Source organism: Jejubacter calystegiae (assembly GCF_005671395.1).
GTDB lineage: Bacteria > Pseudomonadota > Gammaproteobacteria > Enterobacterales > Enterobacteriaceae > Jejubacter > Jejubacter calystegiae.
Window position 1 is genome coordinate 358,444 of sequence record NZ_CP040428.1, and the last position, 18,710, is coordinate 377,153.

15 protein-coding genes are annotated in these 18,710 nt (G+C 57.5%); 6 read left to right on the forward strand and 9 right to left on the reverse strand.

What is annotated here, in order from left to right; all coding sequences use genetic code 11:
* Positions 1-59 precede the first annotated feature (59 nt).
* The 5 genes from FEM41_RS01445 to FEM41_RS01465 are packed head-to-tail and all read right to left on the reverse strand — an operon-like array spanning position 60 to position 5,800.
* A complete protein-coding gene (locus FEM41_RS01445; protein ID WP_138093737.1) occupies positions 60-839 on the reverse strand; it encodes an SDR family oxidoreductase in 780 nt (259 codons plus the stop codon).
* Positions 836-1,927: a M24 family metallopeptidase gene (locus tag FEM41_RS01450; protein WP_138093739.1), complete on the reverse strand. Its 1,092-nt coding sequence runs from the start codon at positions 1,925-1,927 to the stop codon at positions 836-838. The genes FEM41_RS01445 and FEM41_RS01450 overlap by 4 nt, the downstream gene beginning before the upstream one ends.
* Complete coding sequence (locus tag FEM41_RS01455; RefSeq protein ID WP_138093741.1) at positions 1,927-3,576, reverse strand: GMC family oxidoreductase; 1,650 nt, start codon at positions 3,574-3,576, stop codon at positions 1,927-1,929. The genes FEM41_RS01450 and FEM41_RS01455 overlap by 1 nt, the downstream gene beginning before the upstream one ends.
* A 10-nt stretch (positions 3,577-3,586) precedes the next feature.
* Entirely contained in the window at positions 3,587-4,915 is a 1,329-nt protein-coding gene (locus FEM41_RS01460) for an MFS transporter (RefSeq protein ID WP_138093743.1), read from the reverse strand.
* A 21-nt stretch (positions 4,916-4,936) separates the two neighbouring features.
* Positions 4,937-5,800 carry an MBL fold metallo-hydrolase gene (locus FEM41_RS01465; protein WP_138093745.1) on the reverse strand — a complete coding sequence of 288 codons (864 nt, stop codon included), beginning with the start codon at positions 5,798-5,800 and terminating at the stop codon, positions 4,937-4,939.
* A gap of 134 nt (positions 5,801-5,934) precedes the next feature.
* On the opposite strand from FEM41_RS01465, the gene FEM41_RS01470 reads away from it, so the two are divergent.
* Positions 5,935-7,092 carry an ROK family protein gene (locus FEM41_RS01470; protein WP_138093747.1) on the forward strand — a complete coding sequence of 386 codons (1,158 nt, stop codon included), beginning with the start codon at positions 5,935-5,937 and terminating at the stop codon, positions 7,090-7,092.
* 31 nt (positions 7,093-7,123) lie between these two features.
* On the opposite strand, the gene FEM41_RS01475 is transcribed toward FEM41_RS01470, so the two are convergent.
* Positions 7,124-7,717 carry a helix-turn-helix transcriptional regulator gene (locus tag FEM41_RS01475; RefSeq protein ID WP_138093749.1) on the reverse strand — a complete coding sequence of 198 codons (594 nt, stop codon included), beginning with the start codon at positions 7,715-7,717 and terminating at the stop codon, positions 7,124-7,126.
* A 729-nt stretch (positions 7,718-8,446) separates the two neighbouring features.
* Between FEM41_RS01475 and pgaA the strand changes: the two genes are divergently transcribed.
* The 4 genes from pgaA to pgaD are packed head-to-tail and all read left to right on the forward strand — an operon-like array spanning position 8,447 to position 14,676.
* Positions 8,447-10,897, forward strand: coding sequence for a poly-beta-1,6 N-acetyl-D-glucosamine export porin PgaA (gene pgaA, locus FEM41_RS01480; protein ID WP_138093751.1), 2,451 nt, complete (start codon positions 8,447-8,449; stop codon positions 10,895-10,897).
* An 8-nt stretch (positions 10,898-10,905) separates the two neighbouring features.
* Complete coding sequence (gene pgaB / locus FEM41_RS01485; protein WP_138093753.1) at positions 10,906-12,921, forward strand: poly-beta-1,6-N-acetyl-D-glucosamine N-deacetylase PgaB; 2,016 nt, start codon at positions 10,906-10,908, stop codon at positions 12,919-12,921.
* A complete protein-coding gene (gene pgaC, locus FEM41_RS01490) occupies positions 12,914-14,242 on the forward strand; it encodes a poly-beta-1,6-N-acetyl-D-glucosamine synthase (RefSeq protein WP_138093755.1) in 1,329 nt (442 codons plus the stop codon). The genes pgaB and pgaC overlap by 8 nt, the downstream gene beginning before the upstream one ends.
* A complete protein-coding gene (gene pgaD, locus FEM41_RS01495) occupies positions 14,242-14,676 on the forward strand; it encodes a poly-beta-1,6-N-acetyl-D-glucosamine biosynthesis protein PgaD (protein ID WP_138093757.1) in 435 nt (144 codons plus the stop codon). The genes pgaC and pgaD overlap by 1 nt, the downstream gene beginning before the upstream one ends.
* A gap of 1 nt (position 14,677) precedes the next feature.
* Here the strand turns inward: pgaD and FEM41_RS01500 are convergent, their stop codons facing one another.
* On the reverse strand, positions 14,678-15,583 hold the full coding sequence (locus tag FEM41_RS01500; protein WP_138093759.1) for a LysR family transcriptional regulator: 906 nt from the start codon (positions 15,581-15,583) through the stop codon (positions 14,678-14,680).
* A 108-nt stretch (positions 15,584-15,691) separates the two neighbouring features.
* Here FEM41_RS01500 and FEM41_RS01505 point away from each other — a divergent pair, with 108 nt between their 5' ends.
* On the forward strand, positions 15,692-16,675 hold the full coding sequence (locus tag FEM41_RS01505; protein WP_206665552.1) for an aldo/keto reductase: 984 nt from the start codon (positions 15,692-15,694) through the stop codon (positions 16,673-16,675).
* A gap of 60 nt (positions 16,676-16,735) precedes the next feature.
* On the opposite strand, the gene FEM41_RS01510 is transcribed toward FEM41_RS01505, so the two are convergent.
* Both FEM41_RS01510 and FEM41_RS01515 read right to left on the reverse strand, forming a co-directional pair.
* Entirely contained in the window at positions 16,736-17,662 is a 927-nt protein-coding gene (locus FEM41_RS01510; protein WP_138093763.1) for a LysR family transcriptional regulator, read from the reverse strand.
* 32 nt (positions 17,663-17,694) lie between these two features.
* Positions 17,695-18,483 carry an MBL fold metallo-hydrolase gene (locus FEM41_RS01515; RefSeq protein WP_138093766.1) on the reverse strand — a complete coding sequence of 263 codons (789 nt, stop codon included), beginning with the start codon at positions 18,481-18,483 and terminating at the stop codon, positions 17,695-17,697.
* Positions 18,484-18,710 lie beyond the last annotated feature (227 nt).

Consider the following 18,710-nt stretch of genomic DNA (forward strand, 5'->3'; position numbering starts at 1 on the left):
CTAAGTATATGCCCAAAAATTTGTGCTGCTTCGCAGGCTATGCCGTTAAGCCCGGCAGACTACTCGTGATAAACCTGACTTCTGCCGCCGTCGATGACGATATCCGTGGCATTAATAAAGCGTGCCTCGTCGGATGCCAGAAACAGTGCGGTATAGGCCACTTCATCGGGCTCTCCCGCCCGACGACAGGGCAGAATCTCCTGCTGTCTGCGCCGTTCCGCCTCCGGATCCGGGCAGCTCGCCAGCCAGGCCTCGGCGGCCGGGGTCATAATCAATCCCGGCGAGATACTGTTAATACGTATGCCGCGACTGGCATATTCCACCCCCAGCGAGCGGGTGAGCCCAATCAGCCCGTGCTTGGCCACCGGATACGGGAAAGCGCCGGGGATAATTTTATGGCCGTGAACCGAGGCAATATTGACGATATTGCCATACTCCCGGCCCAGCATCCCCGGCAGCACGCTGCGGATCAGGTTGTACGGCCCCTGTAAATTGACATCCATACAGCGCTGCCAGTCCTCCTGAGAGAGTTCGAGCGCATCGCGAAACACGTTAATCCCCGCGCAGTTCACCAGAATATCAATGCCTCCCAGCGCCTGTTCCGCGGCACCGACGGCGCGTTGTACCTGTTCGGGCCGGGTGACATCCGCCACGCAGGCTAGAGCGCGCCGCTGATATTGCGTCTGGATTTGGGCCGCCAGCTTTTCGGTATTGTCGCTGGAGATATCCAGCAGCGCGACATCCGCCTCCTCACGGGCGAACAGCGTGGCTATCGCGCTGCCAATGCCGCTGCCCGCGCCGGTGATCAGGGCGCGCTTCTGTTTGAGTCTTTCGCTCATGGTTTCTCTCCCTGCATAATCAGCCAGTCGGCCACCTGCCAGCGCTGCCCGCCGCGCTGAATATCAATCAGCGGCCAGTCGCCGCTTCGCGTCAGCCACGCGATGCCGTTTTCTGTCAGTATGGCGGTATCTTCGCTTTTGACGCCGCTCAGAGTGGGATTCCAGGCCAGCGCCGTTCCCGGTGCCAGAACGCCTTCGGTCTGTGGCGTGACTATCCAGTCCCGACAGCCGTAGCCCGTCGGACCGCCCTGATGATGATGGCGCCATTCGCCGTCCTGACCCTGCCTTTCATAGGCCTGCTGGATATCGCTAAAAATCGCCTGCCACGCCCTTCCCGGCCGGGAAGCCAGCATGATATCGACGTGAATTTCCGCCAGCGCCAGAACCCGCTGGCGCAGGGCCGGTTCGGGCTCACCAAAGTGGACAATGCGGGTCAGGCTGACGTGCAGACCCTGGCGTTCTGCCCCCAGCGTCATCATCACTTTGCGGATAACGGGATACGGCCCGGGAACCGGATGTTTAAAGCTGGCGATACGCTCATCGGCGGCCACCAGCACACAGACCGGACGGATCGCCTTTTCCAGGCAGCGATGGGCGATTTCCGCTTCTATCTGCTGTTCGCTGATACCGGGACTGAGCCCTCTGGCAATCTGTTCCAGCAGCGTTGCCGCCTCTCGCCCTAATTCGGCGAAGCGTTCCTGTTCCTGCGGGCTCAGCCCCTGGCGTAGCAGGACCAGTTTATCCGCCACATCCCGGGTCCCTGCCAGAGGCGTATCGCTGCCCAACGCCCCGTTGAAAATGTCAGGAAGCCCCTGTCTGAGGCTCTGATACCAGGGATAGCTCGCGGTTTCGTATTCAAAAGGCATAGGCTCTTCGGCAACAATACGCGTCAGCTCGTTATCCGGGGCCAGCAGCCGCACTTCGCAAGGGGTAATCAGCAGGCTGGCGACCCCGACTTCCGCCCGTTCCACCACATGAAAAGTCGCGCCATCGGTCAGCCAGGCGATATTGTCACGCCGCGTCAGCAGCACGGCATCCAGTTGCCAGCCCGCCAGCGCTTCCTGCACCCGTCTTAGCTTATCGCTCATCAGGCGGCCCTCTCTTTATTCGAATCGGTATCCACGCTTTCACGGCCCATAATCAAATCAGCCGCCCGGTGCGCCACGGCCATGACCACCGCATTGGTGTTGCCGCTAATGATGTTGGGCATCATAGAGGCATCCACTACGCGCAGGCGCCCCAGACCGCGCACCCGAAGGTCGCTGCTCAACACCGCCATAGGATCGTCCCGATGCCCCATACGGCAGGTTCCCACCGGGTGATAGCCGGTTTTCACCATGCGTTTGCAGTGTTCGGCTATCTCGTCGTCAGAGCGGATGTCCACGCCGGGGAAAATCTCTTTGTCGACCATCTCTGCCATCGGCGGCGCCGCTATCACCTGACGGGCAAAGCGGAATCCGGCGATAGTGCGGGCCAGATCCTCCGGGTGGCCAAAAATCTGCGTATCCACCCGGGGTAACGCAGCGGCATCGCGGCTTTCAAGTGTGACGTGGCCCGTCGCTTTCGGTCGTAGCAGCAGGGAATTTATCGTGACGCCGTGGCCGGGGTTTTCCCCCATCACATCGCGGTCGAGGTAGACCGTGGGCACGCAAAACATCTGAATGGTGGGAATGGCTCCGCCGCTGAGCGGGTCGAAAAACGCGCAGCTTTCCACCCCGGTGGTCGTCACCGGGCCGGTTTTAAACAGCAGATACTGAAGACCCGCTTTCATCATCGGCCAGCCCTTGTCCTGACCGTAGTAGCCCCATGCGCCGCGCGTTGTCGCCACCACCGGCACTTCATAGTGGTCCTGCAAATTTGCCCCTACGCCTGGCAGAGAGCGGCGCTGCGGGATCCCCTGCTCGCGCAGCGCCTCGTCTGGCCCCACGCCGGAAAGCATCAGCAGCTTCGGCGTTTGATAGGCTCCGGCAGCCAGAATCACCTCTTTTTCCGCCATTGCGGTTTCATCGACGCCATGACGTTGAAAACGAACGCCAACGGCATCGTCCCCCTCGAACAGGATCTCCTTCACCAGAGCCTGTGAAGCAATGGTGAGGCGTGAATCGCCGCGCAGCGGCGTAATAAAGGCATCCACCACGCTGCACCTTTTGCGCGTCCGCCAGTCGATGGTGTGTTGCATAAAGCCCACGCCGCTCGGATCGCCCGCGTTGAAATCCGGCGAGTATGGGATGCCCATCCCCTGCATGGTTTTCACATAAGCGCGGCTCAGCGGGCTGAAATGGCCCAGATGGGAAACCTTCATCGGCCCCCCGACGCCGTGGCTGGGAGCCCCCAGGTGATCGTTATCTTCGATCGCCATGTAGTGAGGCAGCAGCGAATCCCACGACCAGTCCACGCCTTCGTGACCCAGAGCGTGGTTCCAGTCTTCATAGTCGTGGCGATGACCGCGCATGTAGACCATGGCATTCACCGTTGAGCCACCGCCCAGTACCTTCGCCTGGGGCACAATGACCCCCCGACCGTTCAACTGAGGCTGCGGCTGGGTCTGGTGCATGGTCAGATAGCGGTCGCTGGCCAGATATTTCATGTAGCCTGCGGGCATTTTCAGTACCGGATGGTACTCATCGCTTCCCGCTTCCAGCAGCAGAACACGGGCGTTGGCTTCCTTAACCAGCCGCGCCGCGACGATACAGCCAGCGCTGCCGCCGCCCACCACGATATAGTCGTAACTTTTCATTACCGCTCTCTTATTCTGATATTGCTGAATCCAGTTTTCGTAACCGCGCCACCGCCGGATTATTTTGTTCTCCGGGATCCTGCGGGCTGAGCAGGAACAACCACGAAATAACCGCGCTGATGACGTAAAGCGCCGCATAGCCCCAAATCACCCCTTCGGTGTTGAAGAGTCCGTTGAAAATGCCATACAGCGCAGGGCCGAAGAAGGTGGACATCCCGGCAGCGAAGCAGTAAATCGCCATCGCATTCCCCCGATCTTTTGGCTGACACAGGGTGGAAAAGAGCGCCGCGGCGGGCACGTAGCCACACAGCGTAATGCCGTACAGGCAGGCAAAAATGACGCTCAGTACAAAGCTGCCGCCGCTCCACAGCGGAACGAAGTACATCAGCAGCATGGCGATTGCCGATCCCAGACCGCCGAACAGCGTCAGCACCTTGCGCCAGCCGATAATGTCGCTCATCTTGCCAATAACCGGGTTAAAGCTCATGCCGACCAGCCCCATAATCGTTATCAGGCTGAGGTATTCGGTTTGGGAAAAGCCGATGCGCTCGGTGAAGAATCCCGGCAGGAAAATAAAGAAGCCAAAGTAAGGGGTCGTATTGATGATACGCACCACGGCAGCAGCGGCAATGCGCGGTTCACGCCACAGAATATCGATACCGCCCATCAGGGTGCGTCCTGGGCTCTGGTGGCGATGCGCTTTATCCAGCAGCGGGGCGTAGCCCGTGCGCTCTTTCAGCGCCACCAGCATCACCAGCATCCCGACGGCGACGATCGCCAGCGACAGCCACAGGGTGGCGTATTCATCCATCAGTCCTATCGAAAAGATCGCCACCAGCGATCCCAGGGTCGGCAGCCCACCGGTAAACGACAGCCAGAACCAGCCGGTTGCCGATCCGCGCATATCGGCAGGCGCAGCGGCCTGGATCCAGACCAGGAAGGCGTAGGCAAACATCGGGTAGGCGATGCCGCGCGGGCCGTAGGTGAGCATCAGGGCAATGACGCTTTGTGAAGGTAACGCCACCGCCAGGAACAGGATTTCAAAGACAATCCAGATAACGCCCCCGAGGATCATCACGTTCCTTGGACCAATCAGGGTCGAAAGCGCTCCTGCCAGCCAGGAGCCGATAGTCACCGTCACGCCGTAAAACGCGATGACGGTGGTGGCGATATCCAGCGTGAAGCCGTTACGGCTGAGGTATGGCGCGATAAAGTTAGACTCCACGCCGTCGCCAATCATAAAAAGCAGGACGGCGACGTAGCCCCAGGCCAGTGCGGGCGGAATACCCAGGCGCGACAGGACAGGAGCGCGCGATGCCAGTTGTTGATTATTATTCATAGCAGGTGATTCCCGTTAAAGTTAGCCGTCCTGGGGGAGATAGATCAGTCGCTCTCCTGGCATCATCAGGTGAAATTTTTTGCCGGGATAACGGGTCAGCATGTCATCGACAAACCAGGCGGGGTTGTCGCTGTTGCAGGTAAAGAGATCGTAATGACAGGGCAGCAGCAGATCGCTGCCGATCCTATGGTGCAGATCCGCCGCATCGCGAAAGTTCATATTCGGCATAATGCCCCTGGCGCCGCGCGCATAGTCGCCGCCGTTGATCGGCAGGACGGCGATATTCGGCCGTAACTCGCACATCTGCGTCTGGAGTTCTGGCGTGACCAGCGTATCGCCGCTGTGCCACAGGCTGAGATCCCCGCAGACGATGTGATAGCCCAGATAGCGATCGTTGCCCTGCGCATCACGCTCATATTCGCTGTGGGCTGCGGCAATGGGTAATACCCGAAATTCGCCCACCGTAATTTCCTGCCCGGTTTTCGCGGCAAACACCTGGCCGCCAACGATCGTATTTTCCCGCTGCAGGGTGGCGGCATCCGGCGCCGGAATCCAGAACGGCAGCCCGGGCGCCTGCTGTGCCAGAGGCTCAAGGGTGCCCATATCCATGTGATCGTCATGAAAGTGGCTTATCAGGATGGCGTCGCAGACCGCCAGGGCCTGCGGCGGAATGACAGGAGGAAAACGGCGCACAAATTCCGTACCGGGGTGCGTTCTTTCAATGGCATCGCTCAGGTAGGGATCGATAGCCAGCAGCGTGCCCGCCGCATTTTTTATCACCAGTCCCGCCTGACCAAGACTCCATAGCGCAAGTCCTCCTACTGGAACCCGGGTAGCGGTGAGTTCGTTTGCCAGTTGCTCTGGCGAGCGTAAACCAAATACCATGATTACCCCCTTATCTGGAGAACCAGGACTCTATCTAAGCCTGACTGCCATGGCTGGGGGGGGTGTCACATTGCACAGTAAACGCACTTTACTGAACCAGTGAGAGAGCCCTGCTCATCAGGGGAGGAGACGGGATGCATCAGCCCGGACTGAACAATTTTCAGGTACGTAAACACAATAAGGCCCTGTTTATGTCCCTGATGTGGCGCCATAAGCGGCTCAGCAAGTCGCGGCTGGCGCAGCTCAGCGGACTCACGATTCCCGCATCCAGCAATATTCTTGAAGAGCTGATGAACGAGGGAAAGCTGGAGCATTCGCCGCAATCACTAAGCTCGCGGGGGAAAAGCAGCGGCAGCTATCAGTTGCCGTCCACTGGGGCATGGACGCTGTGTATGTGCGTCACTCCTACCCGTATTGAATACCAACTGGCCGATGCCCAACTGGTCGGTCGGGGCGAATGCGGGCAGATAACCTTTAGCGTGACGACGCCAGAGGCGCTGCTCAGTCAAATCGCCAATATGTGGCGACGGGTAAGCCAGACCTGGCCAAAGCAGCGCATCAATCTGGCGCTGGCCGTTCACGGCCAGGTGGATCCGGTTACCGGGGTTTCGCAACATATGCCCCAGGCCGCCTGGAAAGCGCCGGTCGAGCTAAAATACCTGCTGGAAGAGCAGCTAAAGATTGATGTGCGCGTCGATAACGACTGCGTGATGCTGGCGCTGGCGGAAAAATGGCTGAACCCCCGGCAGCAAAGCGAGTTCTGCGTTATCAATGTCGACTACGGTATCGGCTCTTCCTTCGTCATCAATGGAGAGATTTTCCGTGGGAATCTTTATGGCAGCGGCCAGATTGGCCACACCGTTGTCGATCCTCGCGGCCAGCGTTGCAGTTGCGGAAGATACGGGTGTCTGGAAACTGTAGCCTCGCTGAGTGCGCTAAAACATGCGGCCCGCCAGCGCCAGCCAGGCGCAGAGCCCACCAACCGGCAACTGCTGGCCGCATGGAAGGCCGGCGAGCCGTGGATTCTTGACTGGGTCAGCCACGCCGCCGCCGCCATTGGCATGAGCCTGTATAACTTTCTGAATACCCTTAATATCAATCAGATTTGGTTATATGGTCGCAGTTGCGAATTCGGCGCGCAGTGGCGTGATGCCATTATCCGCCAGATTGCGTTTAATCCCTTCGATCCGCAGGACACCCTGAAAAGCAAAGCCACCAATATTCATTTCGGCCAGTTAGACCGCGCCAGCCAGATACTGGGGATTGGCTATCTGTATGTCGAAGAACGATGATATCCCCGACAGACTCCACGCTGCGGGGACATTATCCGCTCCCCGCCTCCGCCAGTTCACAGGGCGCGTGATAAGGCACATCCAGCAGTCCGTTTTTAAAGATAAACAGGCAGGCTTCGTTGAAGTTGGACAGCCCAAGCCGTTCATACAGCTCGATCCGCTTACGGTACAGGCTTTTCACCGACAGCGCTAAAGCCCTTGCCGCCTCTTCCATAGACTTACCTTCCCTGAGCAGTATCAGCATTTGGCGCTCTTGTTCACTCAGTCGGATTTCATCAAACCACTCTCTGGTCAGGCGATTCCCTTTCGTTTCCAGAAACAGACCAAACATCGCCGCCATATCGGTACGCGCCATAGCCATATCCATACACCACTTCAGGCTCAGCAGATGCGCTTCGCGGTAGCGCATCTCTAACACAATGCCGCTAACGCGCTTACCGTGACTTGCGGTGCTGAGCATCAGATACTCCGAAAGGCGCAGTGGCGCCCGGCTGTCCACCAGTACCGAATATTCATTGCCGTCGCTGTCAAAAATTTCTCCCTCGGTAGAATGCAGTAACACTATATCAGGGAAGAAATTTTTGATTCCCTGAAAGAGATAGCGATCCTGAGTAACCAAAAACATTGAACCCGCCACAAACCATCCCGTTAACAATAATCTAATAAAATCCTTTCTAAAAGCAGAGGCTCGACTTTCTCCTCTACTCCCCGAGTCTGGTTTTCTCTCAGTGACGATATAACTAACCTTTAAGTTAGTTACCCTCAATAACAACTCCACTCCCCATCGGTATTAATAAGCTGTATCTAATCACTAACCCCATTAACTGAAGCATCAATTATAAATAAAACGGAAGTACAAAAAAGCATCTTCTCAATCCATTCAGAATTTTTGTCACGAATCGTCCCAAATAGTTATAAGAAAACCACGAATAACTATAAAAAACTGGCCTGACCGGATAGTTCATGGACTGATAAAAATAAATAAACAACATTTAAAATCAGCAAGTTAAACAGAAATTAAAATAATCATTTTATTCTATCAATACATCCACTACAGAGTTTTCTTAAAAGTATCCACGCGGCTATCTGGGATATTTATTCGAAAAGATATCAGGTGTACATTTCACCCTGGTTATCTCTCCCCCTTATCTGAAAATCGGTTTCATTCATTAACTTGTCATACTTTATGAAAGACGGAGCGACATACAGAAAGAGATCGGCAGCAAAGCACTTATCCAGTCTTTAAATGGTGGGTTTACAACACCACAACTCGCATACAGACACTGTTTGATTTTATTCACAAACGGTGAATAAAACTGCGCCCTGGTGCAGATGGGATATATGGACGTTATTTATGGATCTATTACCTGGTATCAATAAGTTATTCCTTTACAGCAGGACTAAACTATCATTCTCATTAACATTCATATTACTATTCCCGCTTATGGTTCAGGGGACTGAATCGGTATATGAGGAACGAGTATTACAGGCCCGGAATGGCAATTACGCAGCGCTTCTGGACTATCTTCAGCATTATCAGCAGCAGCACCCGCTCAGTAACGAACAGGTAGCAGACTGGATTCAGGTCGCCTCCTGGGCCGGACATGATGATGACGTGGTTCGTCTTTGGTCATTATGGCAGAGAAAAATGGCCCTACCTGCCCGGGCGGATGCGGCGGCGGCACGCTCTTATCGCAATCTCAAACGTTGGGCGCCTTCGCTGGCGCTGTGGGATCGCGCCCGTCGCCTGGCACCAGAAAACGACGACTATCGCATCGGATGGATAAAAACCCTGGCCGATGCCCGCAGGGATGACCAGGCACTGCGCGAAGCCCGCCGTCTGGTCGCGGCCCAACCGAGCGCGCCGCACCTGCAAACGCTCTCTTATGTTTATCAGCGTCAGGGGAAAAGCTGGGATCAGTTACTGAACGATACCCGCGCATACTCTGCCGCACCAGGGGATCAGGCGGTACTTAATCGCCTGATTAACGCCCTGACGCTAAACCGAGTGAGCGATCCCGCTCTCAGGCTCTCAGATAAGGCGGCGCTTTCTCCTGAACAGCGCCGCGCCCTGGAATTAGATGCGGTCGCAGGACTGGTGCGCCTTGCCGATACGCCATCCCGCAGCGAACAGACGCGCTTTACCCTCGCTCAGAAAGCGCTGGACCGCTATGACGCGCTGTTCGCCCGCTGGCGTCATGAGCCCGGGGCCGACGCCGATATCGCCCGGGCGCGTATCGACCGTCTTGGTGCACTGCACGCCCACGGCTACTACCACGACGTTATCAGCGAATATCAGTCGCTCAGCGCGCAAAAGACGGCGATTCCCCCCTGGGCGCTACGCTGGGTGGTGTCTGCATATCTGGCAGAGAAAAAAGTAGATCGCGCACTGGCTATCATTCGCCAGCATCCGGAGCTTCCCCCAGAAACGGAAGAAGAGGATCAGAACGAAATGCTCTACGCCCTGATGGACAGCGGTCAGTATTCATCCGCTCGCCACTACATCGGGCGAATGACCCACAACGTCCCGTACACCCGCTATGACTTCGGTTCGCCTACGCCCCAGCCGAACGATCCGTGGCTTGTCGGGCAGTCGCTCTGGTTTCAGTATCTGCTGATGACTCATGCGCTGCCGGAAGCTGAGAGGCTGTCCCGTCATATGGCGACAACGGCCCCCGGGAACCAGGGGCTACGTATCGACTATGCGTCGCTGCTCCAGGCCCGGGGCCTACCGCGGGCCGCCGAACGCGAACTCAAAGCGGCTGAATCGTTGGAGCCGTCGAACATCGAGCTGGAGCGCCAGCAGGCATACGTCGCCATGGATCTCCAGGAGTGGCGACAGATGGATCTACTGACCGATGACGTTATCGCTCGTACGCCGCTCGACCTCGCCTCACGACAGCTGGCCAGGGCACGCGAGGTGCACCATATGTCAGAACTGCGGATCAACGGTACGCAGGGGATCCATTCAGACAACCCGGTCAGCGGTAGCCACGACCAGAACTGGGAGGCGGCGATCTATGGTCCGCCGATGGCCGACAACTGGCGTCTGTTTGGCGGTACCCGCTTCGCCGCAGGCCGGTTCGATGAAGGCAAGGGCTTCAGCCGCAACGTTTCCGGCGGCGTGGAGTGGCGCCCCCGTAACGCCTGGGCCGAACTGGCGCTGTCCAATAACAATTTTCACGGTGCCAACAAGCCGGGCGCGCGCGTTTCTGCCTGGTATGACGTTAGCGATAGCTGGCGACTGGGGGGCGGGCTTGAGCGTATATCAGCCAGTACGCCGTTACGGGCGCTGCGCAATGGCGTTAGCGCTAATCGCGCCGAAACCTGGGTACGCTGGTATCAAAACGAACGCCGTGAGTACCGGTTCGGCTTCGCCGCCAGCGACTTTTCCGACCATAACCGCCGTCAGGAATATAGCCTGGAGGGCAAAGAGCGCATCTGGCAGGCCCCCACCCTGACTCTGGATCTGATTCCGGGATTATCCGCCAGCGCCAACAGCCATGATGATGCGGCTTACTACAACCCAAAGCGGGATCTTTCCGCCACGGCGGCCCTTGCCGCCGATCACGTGATGTACCGGCGCTACGACACCGTCTGGAGTCAGCAGTTTATGGCCGGCGGCGGCGCCGGATGGCAGAAAAGCGAGGATACCGGCGCCATCGCGCTACTGGGATACGGCCAGCGAATTCAGTGGAATAACGTGGTCGATGCCGGAGTGATGTTGAACTGGGATAAACGCCCCTATGACGGCAAGCGCGAAAGTAATCTCTCCGTTGCCTTTGATGCGAATTTACGGTTTTAAGGATAAACATGCTGAATAAGAGTCTGCGCATCGGCCTGATGGTTATTGGCTGGTTGGCTATCGTTTTTTGCGCCCGGGCCGGGGAAGTCACCTTCGTGGCGCCGCAGGAAAGGCCCCAACTGCAAGCCAGTAAACCCTGGCCGAAAAATCACTTTCTGGTGCTGGCTTACCATGATGTGGAAGACGATGCGGCCGACCAGCGTTACCTGTCTGTACGCACCAGCGCGCTGAACGATCAAATTAGCTGGCTGCTGAGCAACGGCTACCGGGCAGTCAGCGTCCAGGAGATTCTGGATGCTCATAGCGGAATGAAAACGCTGCCGCCAAAGGCTTTTTTACTGAGTTTCGACGACGGCTATAGCAGCTTTTATACCCGGGTCTGGCCGTTGCTTAAGGCGTATAACGTACCCGCGCTCTGGGCGCCGGTAGGAAGCTGGGTGGATACCCCCGCCGACCGCCAGGTTAACTTCGGCGGGCTCATGACGCCCCGGGCCAAATTCGCCAACTGGAAGCTGGTGCGTGAGTTAAGCCAGTCGCCGCTGGTGGAGATTGGCGCCCATACCTGGGCGTCGCACTACGGTATTGTGGCGAATCCCCAGGGCAGCCATGAACCCGCAGTCGCCAACCGTTTTTACGATAAAGTTTCTGGCCAGTACGAAAACGATCTGCAATTTATTCGCCGTATTGATAATGACGTACGCCGGGTCACCGACAAGATTCATCAGGTCACTGGACGCTCTCCACGGGCCTGGGTATGGCCCTATGGCGCGGCAAACGGCACAACGCTTGACGTCGCCAAAAAGCGTGGCTACCAGCTGGCTTTTACCCTGAATAACGGTCTGGCTAACGTGCGGGATCTGGATAATATTCCGCGTCTGCTGATAGCCGGGAATCCGTCGATTAAAGCCTTCGCCAGTATGGTGGCCCGGATTCAGGAAACCGATCCGGTGCGAGTCATGCATGTGGATCTGGACTATGTCTATGACCGGGACCCCGTCCAGCAGACAAAAAATATCGATGCCCTGGTGCAGCGCGTCTACGACATGAAAATCAGCCATGTCTTTTTGCAGGCGTTTTCCGATCCGCTGGGCGACGGCAATATTCAATCGCTTTACTTTCCCAATCGCTGGCTGCCGGTACGCGCCGATCTGTTTAATTTTGTTTCCTGGCAGTTACAGACCCGGGCCGGGGTAAGGGTATACGCCTGGCTGCCGGTGCTCTCTTTCGACTTAAATCCGTCACTGCCGCGGGTTCAGGAGTGGGACCCGCAGTCTGGTTATGCCCGGCGCGCCACCCAGCCGTATCAGCGTCTTTCTCCCTGGAATGCGCAGGCTCGCAGGCAGATCCTGGATATCTATGAGGATCTGGCCCGCCACGCCACCTTTGACGGCATTCTGTTTCATGACGATGCGGTGCTTTCAGACTTCGAGGACGCCGGGCCGGACGCCATGGCCGCCTGGCGCGCCGCCGGTTTTCAGGGCGATATCGCCACAATTCGCCATAACCCGGCGGAGCTTCAGCGCTGGACCCGTTTTAAGAGCCAGGCTCTGGTGGAATTGACCCGCACTCTGAGACAGGGCGTGCGAGAAATTCGCGGTCCCCAGGTGAAAACCGCGCGCAATATCTTCGCTCTGCCAATCCTGGAGCCTAAAAGCGAAACCTGGTTCGCCCAGAATCTGGATGATTTTCTGGCGACCTATGACTGGACGGTGCCCATGGCGATGCCGTTGATGGAAAAGGTGCCGCAAAGCGAGAGCGACGCCTGGCTGACGCGGCTGATCCAGGCCGTGGCGGCCCGCCCCGGCGCGCTGAATAAAACCCTGTTTGAGCTACAGGCCAGGGACTGGAGCCGGAAGCCGCAAAACGCGATTGCCGACCAGCAACTGGCCCGGTGGATGCGCCTGCTGCAGCTTAACGGCGTTAAACATTACGGCTACTACCCGGACGACTTCATTAATAACCAACCTGATATTTCACGCATCAGGCCTGAATTCTCTTCCTACTGGTATCCTGACCATGACTGATCGCATTATTGCATTCTCCATTCTGTGCCTGGTATTCGGGTTGCCATTAGGCGTGGCCGCGATATTCACCGGGGAACTGATTCTGGATTTCGTTTTCTTCTGGCCGCTGTTTATGTCGGTGCTGTGGATAACCGGCGGGCTCTATTTCTGGTTTCAACTGGAGCGCCACTGGCCCTGGGGCAAAAACCGGCCACCGCCGAAACTGGAAGGCAATCCGCTGATTTCCATTCTGATCCCCTGCTTTAACGAAGAGAAAAACGCCCGGGAAACCATTGAGGCTGCGCTGGGCCAGCGCTATGAAAATATTGAGGTTATCGCCATCAACGATGGCTCTTCCGATAACACCGCTCAGGTTCTGCGCCAACTGGCGCAGGAGTGCCCAAAACTTCGGGTGATTCAACTGGCGGAAAACCAGGGCAAAGCGGTGGCGCTTAAAGCGGGAGCGGCGGCGGCGCGGGGCGATCTGCTGGTCTGTATCGACGGCGACGCCCTGCTGGAGCGCGATACAGCCGCTTACCTGGCGGCCCCGCTTATCGAGTATCCCCACGTCGGCGCCGTAACCGGCAACCCGCGCATTCGCACCCGTTCCACCCTGATCGGCCGTATCCAGGTCGGGGAGTTTTCCTCGATTATCGGGTTGATTAAGCGTACCCAGCGGATCTACGGCAGGGTATTTACCGTTTCCGGCGTGATTGCCGCCTTCCGCCGCCAGGCGCTGGCGGATGTCGGCTACTGGAGCCCGGATATGGTAACCGAGGATATCGACATCAGTTGGAAGCTCCAGCTACGGCACTGGACCATCTTCTTTGAGCCCCGGGCGCTGTGCTGGATCCTGATGCCGGAGACGCTAAAAGGACTGTGGAAACAGCGCCTGCGCTGGGCCCAGGGCGGCGCGGAGGTGTTTCTGGTCAACCTGCGTCGTCTGTTCCGCTGGGAGCATCACCGCATGTGGCCGCTGTTCGTGGAGTATGCCCTTTCCACCACCTGGGCGTTTGCCTGTGCGGTCACTATCCTGCTGTTTATCGCCAGCCATCTGATCTCGATGCCGCCCAACCTGACCGTAGACAGCCTGTTTCCGCCGGAATTTACCGGGCTGCTGCTGGGCGTGATGTGCCTGTTGCAGTTTCTGGTCAGCCTGTTTATTGAACGACGCTATGAAAAGAGGGTGGCCGGATCGCTGTTCTGGGTGATCTGGTTCCCGATGGTGTACTGGATGATCAGCCTGTTTACCACGCTGGTCTCCTTCCCCAAAGTGATGCTTAAACGTAAACGCTCCCGGGCCCGCTGGATAAGCCCGGATCGCGGAAAAGGAAGAATATAATGAACGAGAATGCCTTAATACTGACCGAGCACCGCATGCTGCCGCGCGTTTTCGACGGTGTATTAACCACCATCGCCTGGGCCGGATTTCTGTTTTTCCTGTATCACAATTTACTGACCCAGATTACCGCACAGCATAACCAGCGCTGGGAGGTGATTATCGCCTCGTTTAATACGGTGCTGGTTTATCTGCTGATTGCCGTTATCAACGGCTGGCTGCTGATTCTGTGGTATCAGTACAATCTGCGGCGTTATGACGCCAGACGGCACGGCGCTCTGGCTTCATTACGCCATGACGAACTGGCGGAAAGTTTTAACGTAGCGCCCCAGATTATCTCTGAGATGAGTCAGTACAACCTGCTGACGGTCTATCACGACCAGATTGGTCGAATTATTGATTTAAAGGCCAGCCGTTCAGAGGATGAAGACGCATAACTCACGCCCCCTGACGGCACACGTCCCTCAGATAGTCGATAAGCGCCCGCACCGCGGGCGCGGTGTGGCGCTGGCGCGGATAGTAAAGGTGCCAGCCAAGAAACGGCAGGCAGTACGGCCGTAGCAACGGGATAAGTTCGCCGCTTTCCAGCCAGGGGGCGAGCTTATCTTCACTCCAGAAAGTAATGCCCACTCCCTGAACTGCCGCTACTGCGGCCACCTCGCGCCGGGTGGTGATAAGCGGCCCTTCCACCGCCAGCGAGATCCAGTGCCCGTTCTGGAAAAACTCCCAGCGATACAGACTGTTCTGCCCCGGGTGGCGCCAGTTAATGCATTTATGATGTTGCAGATCCCCCGGTGTTTCAGGGGTTCCGAAGCGTGCCAGATAGGTCGGAGAGGCCGCCGCCACCATCCGCAGTTCCGGCCCGAGCGGGCAGGCTACCATATCTTTCTGGACAAATTCGCCCAAGGTAATGCCCAGGTCAAAACCTTCCGCAATCAGATCGACGAAAGAGGATTCCGCTACGATATCCAGCACGATATCGGGATAGCGTGCGTGAAAGCCCCCCAGTACCGGCGCCAGCACATCGTCCGCGGCAATGCTGGAAACATGCAGCCGCACCCGGCCGGACAGTTTTCCCGCCTGGCTACGCGCTTCATGGAAGGCGGCATCCAGTTCATCCAGCGCCGGTCGCAGTCGAGCGTGCAGGCGCTGCCCGGCTTCGCTCAGCGACACGCTGCGTGTGGTGCGATGAAACAACCGGGTGCCCATCTTATCTTCCAGCCGTCGAATCACCTGACTGAGCGCCGAAGGGGTAATGCCCAGGGCTCTGGCGGCGGCCACAAAGCTGCCCTGCTCCGCAATAGACTGAAACGCCCGCAGCTGCTTATAGTCGCTGTCTTTCATGGATTATATATCAGTAGCTAATCAATTCATGAAGAATGCGTGGTATTAAACATCAATGTCAACGCCCGCAGAATAGGAGCCTCACACCATACCGGAGAGATAAAGATGCTGAATCAACGTGCGTTAGGTCGCCAGGGGCTGACCGTTTCTGAAATGGGCCTGGGCTGCATGGGAATGAGCCACGCTTACGGCGTGGCCGACGAACGGGAATCACTCGCGACCCTGGATCGCGCCCTGGCGCTGGGACTCAATTTTTTCGATACCGCGGAATTCTACGGCCCTTACCTGAATGAAGAACTGCTCGGACGCTGGCTCACCCACAGCGGCCAGCGCCAGCAAACCGTTATCGCCACCAAATTTGGTTTCGATATCAGCAAGACGCGGGCCAGCGGTCTGGACAGCCGACCGCGGCATATCCGTGAGGTGGTCGAGGCATCCCTTAAGCGTCTGCAAACCGACTATATCGATCTGCTGTATCAGCACCGGGTCGATCCGGATGTGCCCATCGAAGAGGTGGCAGGCGCCGTCGGCGATCTGATTGCCGAAGGCAAGGTGCGCTACTTTGGCCTGTCGGAAGCGAGTGCGGAGACCCTGCGTCGGGCCCATCGGGTACAACCCGTCAGTGCGCTACAGAGCGAATATTCGCTGTGGGAACGCAATATCGAAGCAGAGATCCTGCCAGTGCTGCGCGAACTGGGTATCGGTCTGGTCCCTTTCAGCCCTCTGGGGCGGGGATTCCTGACCGGCCACGCAAAACCCGCCCAGGACTACCCGAAAGATGACTTCCGCTCCTGGGGCGATCCGCGCCTGCAGGGTGACAACTACGCCTTTAATCTGACCCTGGTCGATTCAGTAAAAGCGCTGGCAGACAAACACGGCGCAACACCGGCACAGGTGGCGTTAGGCTGGCTGCTGCACCAGGGGCCGGATATTGTGCCGATTCCCGGCAGTAAGCGGCGCAGCCACCTGGAGGACAACCTGGGCGCGGCGGCACTCAGTGTGTCGGCACAAGAGTACGCCGGGCTGTCGCAACAGTATCAAACCCAGGGCGAGCGCTATACCGATGCCTTTGCGCGGTTTGTCGACCGTTAAAAGTGATGCGGGGGAATCCACTTCCCCCGCATTCGTCAGCTTATTTTTCCCACAAGCGAATCACCGCCCGCTATTTTTGTCCTGATCCGACAGTCGCTCACGGAGTCGCGGTACGGCAAAGTCGAGAAAACAGCGCAGTTTCAGCGCCATCTTCCCCCGGGATGCGTGAACCAACTGCACGGGTTGTGGCGGCGCTTCATAATGCGACAGAATCTCTCGCAGCGAGCCGCGCGCCAGAGCATCATCCACCTGATAGTACAATAGCCTTGCCGCTCCTGCGCCCTGTTCCGCTGCCTGTACTGCTGCCTCAGCGGCCGTTACCGAGAGACGGGGGAGCACACGACAATCAATCATGGCACCGGAATCCGGCTCGTGAAAACGCCAGTGGGTCAGTGGCAAAGCGCCGGTATTGAGTATTATCGCTGGCCACGCGTTGAGATCGGCGGGGTGTCGCGGCTCCCCCAGCCTGTCCAGCAATTCGGGACTGGCGCAGGTCAGATTACGCATCATTCCGACCCGGGTCGCCACCAGCGAACTGTCTGGCAGGTTGCCAATTCGCAGCGCCATATCCACCTGCTGGTCAATCAGATCCAGGTTGCTGTCTGAGAAAATCAGGCGAATATTGATTTCCGGCCAGGTAGCCAGAAATGCCGTCACGACCGGCAGAAGATGCTTGCGCCCTAACATAACAGGAGCAGTAATCAGTAATTCTCCTCTGGGCGTGGCAAATTCGCCAGCCGCCGCCTGTTCGGCCTCGCTGACCTGAGCCAGAATTTTTCTTGCGGCGGACAAATAGTCGCGCCCCGTATCGGTCAACGTCAGTTTACGAGTAGTGCGGATGAGTAACTGGGCACCGAGCAACGTTTCCAGTTCAGCCACGCTCCGGCTGATCGTTGTCAGAGAAGCCTTAAGCGCCCGCGCCGCGCCGGAAAAACTCCCCTGCTCCGCCACTGTAACAAACATCGCCATCGCCTTAAGCCTGTCCATCCCACCTCCTGCCAGAGCCGCCGGAATAATGTTCAGGCCCCCGCCGGAACAGGCGTCACCCAGTCGCCACGTTTCACCACCCTGGGCACAATACCTAAATCCCTGGCCTTTTCACACAGCCGCGCAACCGCATCCGGCGTCTCTTCATAAATTCCCGGGCGATGAAGCTCGCCGTGATGAATGGGCACAATCTGCGTAGCTCCCAGAATATGCGCCGCCACGGCGGCCTCTTCAGGAAGCATTGTGGCATTAAAAGGGCTGGGTGGCTGGAGGTGAGGAAGTGCCACCACGGCTCCATTCACGGGCAGGAAGGCAATGTCGATATGCGACACCTGCCGGGCCAGCGCCCACCAGTACCCATGATTAAGCGTATCCCCGGCATGAAGGATGCAACACTCTCCAGCTTCGACAATCCAGCAGCATTGCGGATCGCCCAGGCCATCCACGGCCGGACCTGACATCATGCGAAACGGCCCCGCCTGGTGCCACTGCCAGGGTTGGGTTATCACCGTTTTTAAACCCGATAGGGCAAATTCACGCTCCGTCTGAGCCGTCCATGCTAAATCATCCCCCTCGCCCGGAGTGGGTGCCGGTCTGAATACCGGCGCCCCTGGCGCCAGGGCATGAACCAGGGCATCAGGGTCTGCATGATCGGCATGCAGATGCGTGACTAACGCCGCTATTGCGCCCCCTGGACGTAAAGGTTGTGGGAATTGCGCATCGGAAAGAATGGCAGAGGTATCCTGAATATAATCAATAAGGAGCGTCTGACCGTTAAAATCAATTTCGATTCCGGCCCACCCTAAATAACGTATTTTCATTATGACTCCCGACCCGTAAATGAGCCTGAAAGTTTAGGTTTGTCATTTAACGAGAACAATCCATGCCCGATGGGAATAACTATCCCGAATAGCGGGAGAATCGAAAGGTGAAGTCTGGCAGCCGCTACGCCAGTTTGATATCATGAGCACGGCTCACGCCGCATCCGGGACGACCCGGGTGACTTTCATCTTTGTCAGGACGACCTGACGCTAATGGAGAAGTCTGT

What these genes read in the sequence shown, in the direction of transcription:
- FEM41_RS01445 (WP_138093737.1), bottom strand. Translation starts at nt 839, where the DNA reads ATGAGCGAAAGACTCAAACAGAAGCGCGCCCTGATCACCGGCGCGGGC.
- FEM41_RS01450 (WP_138093739.1), bottom strand. Translation starts at nt 1,927, where the DNA reads ATGAGCGATAAGCTAAGACGGGTGCAGGAAGCGCTGGCGGGCTGGCAA.
- FEM41_RS01455 (WP_138093741.1), bottom strand. Translation starts at nt 3,576, where the DNA reads ATGAAAAGTTACGACTATATCGTGGTGGGCGGCGGCAGCGCTGGCTGT.
- FEM41_RS01460 (WP_138093743.1), bottom strand. Translation starts at nt 4,915, where the DNA reads ATGAATAATAATCAACAACTGGCATCGCGCGCTCCTGTCCTGTCGCGC.
- FEM41_RS01465 (WP_138093745.1), bottom strand. Translation starts at nt 5,800, where the DNA reads ATGGTATTTGGTTTACGCTCGCCAGAGCAACTGGCAAACGAACTCACC.
- FEM41_RS01470 (WP_138093747.1), top strand. Translation starts at nt 5,935, where the DNA reads ATGCATCAGCCCGGACTGAACAATTTTCAGGTACGTAAACACAATAAG.
- FEM41_RS01475 (WP_138093749.1), bottom strand. Translation starts at nt 7,717, where the DNA reads ATGTTTTTGGTTACTCAGGATCGCTATCTCTTTCAGGGAATCAAAAAT.
- pgaA (WP_138093751.1), top strand. Translation starts at nt 8,447, where the DNA reads ATGGATCTATTACCTGGTATCAATAAGTTATTCCTTTACAGCAGGACT.
- pgaB (WP_138093753.1), top strand. Translation starts at nt 10,906, where the DNA reads ATGCTGAATAAGAGTCTGCGCATCGGCCTGATGGTTATTGGCTGGTTG.
- pgaC (WP_138093755.1), top strand. Translation starts at nt 12,914, where the DNA reads ATGACTGATCGCATTATTGCATTCTCCATTCTGTGCCTGGTATTCGGG.
- pgaD (WP_138093757.1), top strand. Translation starts at nt 14,242, where the DNA reads ATGAACGAGAATGCCTTAATACTGACCGAGCACCGCATGCTGCCGCGC.
- FEM41_RS01500 (WP_138093759.1), bottom strand. Translation starts at nt 15,583, where the DNA reads ATGAAAGACAGCGACTATAAGCAGCTGCGGGCGTTTCAGTCTATTGCG.
- FEM41_RS01510 (WP_138093763.1), bottom strand. Translation starts at nt 17,662, where the DNA reads ATGGACAGGCTTAAGGCGATGGCGATGTTTGTTACAGTGGCGGAGCAG.
- FEM41_RS01515 (WP_138093766.1), bottom strand. Translation starts at nt 18,483, where the DNA reads ATGAAAATACGTTATTTAGGGTGGGCCGGAATCGAAATTGATTTTAAC.